The organism is Curtobacterium sp. 1544 (genome assembly GCF_040544915.1).
Lineage (GTDB): Bacteria > Actinomycetota > Actinomycetes > Actinomycetales > Microbacteriaceae > Curtobacterium > Curtobacterium pusillum_C.
Window position 1 is genome coordinate 1 of record NZ_JBEPKX010000055.1, and the last position, 4,522, is coordinate 4,522.

Annotated in this window: 5 protein-coding genes; all 5 read right to left on the reverse strand. The window is 70.5% G+C overall.

Annotated elements, in window-relative coordinates; translation table 11 throughout:
• Nucleotides 1-454: 454 nt before the first annotated feature.
• The 5 genes from ABIC61_RS18565 to gap all read right to left on the reverse strand — a co-directional run bounded on the left by ABIC61_RS18565 (nucleotide 455) and on the right by gap (nucleotide 4,197).
• Nucleotides 455-820 carry an RNA polymerase-binding protein RbpA gene (locus ABIC61_RS18565; protein WP_079236116.1) on the reverse strand — a complete coding sequence of 122 codons (366 nt, stop codon included), beginning with the start codon at nucleotides 818-820 and terminating at the stop codon, nucleotides 455-457.
• A gap of 3 nt (nucleotides 821-823) precedes the next feature.
• Nucleotides 824-1,075, reverse strand: coding sequence for a preprotein translocase subunit SecG (gene secG / locus ABIC61_RS18570; RefSeq protein WP_058727797.1), 252 nt, complete (start codon nucleotides 1,073-1,075; stop codon nucleotides 824-826).
• A gap of 119 nt (nucleotides 1,076-1,194) precedes the next feature.
• Nucleotides 1,195-1,974: a triose-phosphate isomerase gene (tpiA, locus tag ABIC61_RS18575; protein WP_354031087.1), complete on the reverse strand. Its 780-nt coding sequence runs from the start codon at nucleotides 1,972-1,974 to the stop codon at nucleotides 1,195-1,197.
• Nucleotides 1,971-3,188, reverse strand: a complete 1,218-nt coding sequence (locus tag ABIC61_RS18580; RefSeq protein WP_354031088.1) for a phosphoglycerate kinase — start codon at nucleotides 3,186-3,188, stop codon at nucleotides 1,971-1,973. Before ABIC61_RS18580 ends, tpiA begins: the two co-directional genes overlap by 4 nt.
• 4 nt (nucleotides 3,189-3,192) lie before the next feature.
• A complete protein-coding gene (gap, locus tag ABIC61_RS18585) occupies nucleotides 3,193-4,197 on the reverse strand; it encodes a type I glyceraldehyde-3-phosphate dehydrogenase (RefSeq protein WP_144749714.1) in 1,005 nt (334 codons plus the stop codon).
• Between the last annotated feature and the right edge of the window lie 325 nt (nucleotides 4,198-4,522).

Genomic DNA, 4,522 nt, shown 5'->3' on the forward strand with positions numbered 1-4,522 from the left:
CACGGCCCCCGGGCGCGCGTCCCCCTCAACCATAAGCGCTCCCAGGGGGCCCGCCCCCCCCCCCCCGGGCGGGGGGGGGGGGGCCCGGCGGCCCCCGCGCCTCCCGTCCGTTCGTGGTCCCGTCCCGGCCGCCCGCGAGCGGGCACAATACGTCACGCTCGGCGCGCCGAGACGGCACGTCCGGCCCGTTCGCCGGACTATGCACGGCGCGTCTTGCCCGTTCGGCGGCCGACTGGCGAACCAGGCACAGGATCGTTCGGTGACGTGCGACCCGCACCCGACCGGGCAACATTCGTCGCGTTCGGAGCCTCTCGGCAGCGTGTTCTGCCCACTCGACGGCACGCGGGCGGCGTGTTCCGCCCGCTCGGGAAGCCATCCGCCCGCTCGGGAAGCCATCCGCACGACGAAGGCCCCCGTACCGGATCGGTGCGGGGGCCTTCGGGCGCTCGGGGCGCTAGTCCTTCTTCGCGGTGCCGCGACGCTCGCGCAGCTGCTGCAGCGCGTCCTCGAGGAGCTGGGCTGCCTCTTCCTCGGTGCGCCGCTCCTTCACGTACGCGAGGTGCGTCTTGTACGGCTCCGTCTTGGAGACCACGGGCGGGTTCTCCTTGTCACGGCCGGCCGGGAGCCCGGTCGACGGCGAGTCCACCGTCTCGGGGATCTCCTCGTCCGGGAGACCGGCGGCGAAGTACCGCACGACCTCGTTGCCGAGGGCGTCCCAGTACGAGATCGCCACACGCTCGGCCTGGACCCCGCGGTCCTGCTCCCCCATCGGGCCCGCGCCGACGCGAGACCCTCGGATTGCACTGCCTCCGCTTGCCATGGATCAGCTCCCCGCCGTGAACTTGTTGATGAGACCGAGCACGATGATGGACACGATCCAGACCAGACCGAGGATCACCGTGATGCGGTTGAGGTTGCGCTCGGCAACGCCGGACGCACCGAGGTTGCTCGTCACGCCGCCGCCGAACATGTCGGAGAGGCCGCCACCGCGGCCCTTGTGCAGCAGGATGAGGAGCGTGAGCAGGAGGCTCGTGATAGCGAGCAGGACCTGCAGCACGACGGAGAGAATCGCCACGACGTACCTTTCGTGTCAGTCAGCCATGCGAGTATACCGGCCCGGTGGACCGGACCGAGCCCGCAGGCCGGGCGTGGCTCAGGCCGGCCGTGCGGACACGGCCGGCCTGAGCACGGTTGTCAGAGTCCGACGTGCTGCCGGAAGCGCGCGATCGCCGCGAACTCCTGCACGTCGAGCGAGGCGCCACCGACGAGCGCGCCGTCGATGTCGGGCTCGCGGAGGAAGCCCGCGATGTTGCCGGACTTCACCGAACCGCCGTAGAGCACACGGGTCTCGGCTGCGGCCTCGTCGTCCCAGGCCGCGGCGATCCCGCGACGCAGTGCGGCGCAGTCCTCCTGGGCCTGCTCGGCTGTCGCGGCCTGACCGGAACCGATCGCCCAGACGGGCTCGTAGGCGACGACGATCTCGGACGGCTTCACCGCGTCGAGGACGACCTTGAGCTGCTCGACCGGCACGACACCGGCCCCGCGCTCCTCGCGCTGCTCGCCCGTCTCACCGACGCAGACGACCGGCACGAGACCGTGCTTGACGGCCGCGGCGGTCTTCGCGGCGACGACCTCGTCGGTCTCCCCGTGCAGCGTGCGCCGCTCGGAGTGCCCGACGATGACGTACTGCGCGTCGAGCGCGGCCAGGAACGCACCCGACACGTCGCCCGTGAAGGCTCCGGAGTCGTGCTGCGAGAGGTCCTGCGCACCGAAGCGGATCGGGAGCTTGTCGGCCGAGATGAGCGTCTGCACGCTGCGGAGGTCGGTGAAGGGCGGGAACACCGCGACCTCGACGTCGTCGAAGTCGTGGCGCGCGTCCTTCAGCGTCCACGCGAGCTTCTGCACGGTGGCGATCGCCTGCAGGTGATCGAGGTTCATCTTCCAGTTACCGGCGATGAACGGCGTACGGGTCATCGGGTCCACCCCAGGGCTTCGAGACCGGGGAGCGACTTGCCCTCGAGGAACTCGAGGCTCGCACCGCCACCGGTCGAGATGTGGCCGAACTGGTCGTCCGAGAACCCGAGGGACCGGACGGCAGCAGCGGAGTCGCCACCGCCGACGACCCCGAGGCCGTCGACCTCGGTGAGCGCCTGCGCGACGGTCTTGGTACCGGCGGCGAACGCCGGGAACTCGAACACGCCCATCGGGCCGTTCCAGAACACCGTCTTCGAACCGGACACGGCCGAGGCGAAGCGCGCCGCCGTCTCCGGGCCGATGTCGAGACCGATGCCGTCGGCGCCGAACGAGGACGACTCGATGGCGTCCGCGGCGACCGTCTCGTGCTGCGCGTCGGCCGCGAACCCGGAGGCCACGACGACGTCGGTCGGCAGGTCGATGGTCACGCCGAGCTCCTTCGCCCGCGAGAGGTACTCGCGGACGACGTCGAGCTGGTCGGACTCGAGCAGCGACTTCGCCACCCCGTGGCCCTGGGCCGCGAGGAAGGTGAAGAGCATGCCGCCCCCGATGCACAGGGTGTCGACCTGCGGCAGGAGGTGGTCGATGACGCCGAGCTTGTCGCTGACCTTCGAGCCACCGAGCACGACCGTGTACGGCCGCTCCGGCTCCTTGGTCAGCCGCTCGAGCACCCGCAGCTCGGTCTCGATGAGCGAACCGGCTGCACTGGGCAGCGCGGACGCGAGTTCGTAGACCGAGGCCTGCTTGCGGTGCACGACACCGAAGCCGTCGGACACGAAGGCGTCCCCGAGGGCTGCGATCCGGTCCGCGAAACCGCTGCGCGCGGCGGCGTCCTTCGAGGTCTCCTCCGGGTTGAACCGGAGGTTCTCGAGCAGCAGGACGTCGCCGTCCTCGAGGGCCTCGGCGGCAGCGGTGGCCTCGTCGCCGACGGTCTCGCCGACGAAGGTCACCTCTTTCCCGAGCAACTCGGACAGCCGCTGGCCGACCGGCGCGAGCGAGAACTCCGGCTTCGGTTCGCCGTCGGGGCGCCCGAGGTGGGAGATCACGATGACGCGCGCGCCGGCGGTGATCAGGGTGTTCAGGGTCGTCAGCGACGCCCGGACGCGGCCGTCGTCCGTGATCGTGCCGTCCTTGAGTGGGACGTTCAGGTCACAACGGACGACGACGCGCTTGCCGGCGAGGTCGCCGAGGTCGCCGAGGGTGCGGAGCGCCATCTGCTTAGAGCCGCTCGCCCACGTACTCGGTGAGGTCGACGAGGCGGTTCGAGTAGCCCCACTCGTTGTCGTACCACGAGGTGATCTTCACGAGGCCACCGATGACCTTGGTCAGGCCGGAGTCGTAGATCGAGGAGTGCGGGTCCGTGGTGATGTCGGTCGACACCAGCGGGTCCTCGCTGTAGAGCAGGATGCCCTTGAGGGGGCCCTCGGCGGCCTCCTTGTACGCGGCGTTGATCTCGTCGACGGTGACCTCGGACTTGGTCTCGAGGGTGAGGTCGGTGATCGAGCCGGTCGGGACCGGGACGCGGAGCGCGAAGCCGTCGAGCTTGCCGGCGAGCTCCGGCATGACCTGGCCGATGGCCTTGGCGGCACCGGTCGAGGTCGGGACGATGTTCAGCGCGGCCGCACGGGCACGACGGGGGTCCTTGTGCGGGCCGTCCTGCAGGTTCTGGTCGGCGGTGTAGGCGTGGACCGTGGTCATGAGGCCACGCTCGATGCCGAACTTGTCGTTGAACACCTTGGCGAGCGGCGCGAGGCTGTTCGTGGTGCACGACGCGTTCGAGATGATGTTGTGGTTAGCCGGGTCGTACTGGTCCTCGTTCACACCGAGCACGATGGTGACGTCGTCACCCGTGGCCGGGGCGGAGATGATGACCTTCTTGGCGCCGGCGTCGATGTGCTTCTGCGCATCGGCGGCCTTGGTGAAGAAGCCGGTCGACTCGATGACGATGTCGACGCCCAGCTCGCCCCAGGGGAGGTTGGCGGGGTCGCGCTCCGCCAGGACCTTGATCGCCTTGCCGTCGACGACGATGTTGTCGCCGTCGAGCTCGACGGACTTGCCGAGACGACCCGTGATGGAGTCGAACTTCAGCAGGTTCGCCAGTGCGGCGTTGTCGGTGAGGTCGTTCACCGCAACGATCTCGAGGTCGGAGCCCTTCGCGAGGGCGGCCCGGAAGAAGTTGCGGCCGATACGGCCGAAGCCGTTGATACCGATCTTGACGGTCAATGGATCTCCTGGTGGGTGTGGAGCGCCCAGGGGGCGCTGCTTTCGGAGTCACAGGCCCTTCGGGCCCGCGTGTGGTGGACGATACGCCCCGTAACGTCGCCGTAACGACCCTAGCAGTCGGACACTGCCAGACCGCGCGGGATGACGGTCCGTCCGGACGGTCGCAAGCGGTGCCCTGGACACACCCCACGAACGGACGGGAGGCGCGGGGGCCGCGGGCCCCCCCCCCCCCCGCCCGGGGGGGGGGGCGGGGGCGGGCCGCCGGGCCCCGGGCCGTCCCCCGGGGGGCCCCGCGGCGGGGCCCCCCGGGGGGGCCGGGGGGGCG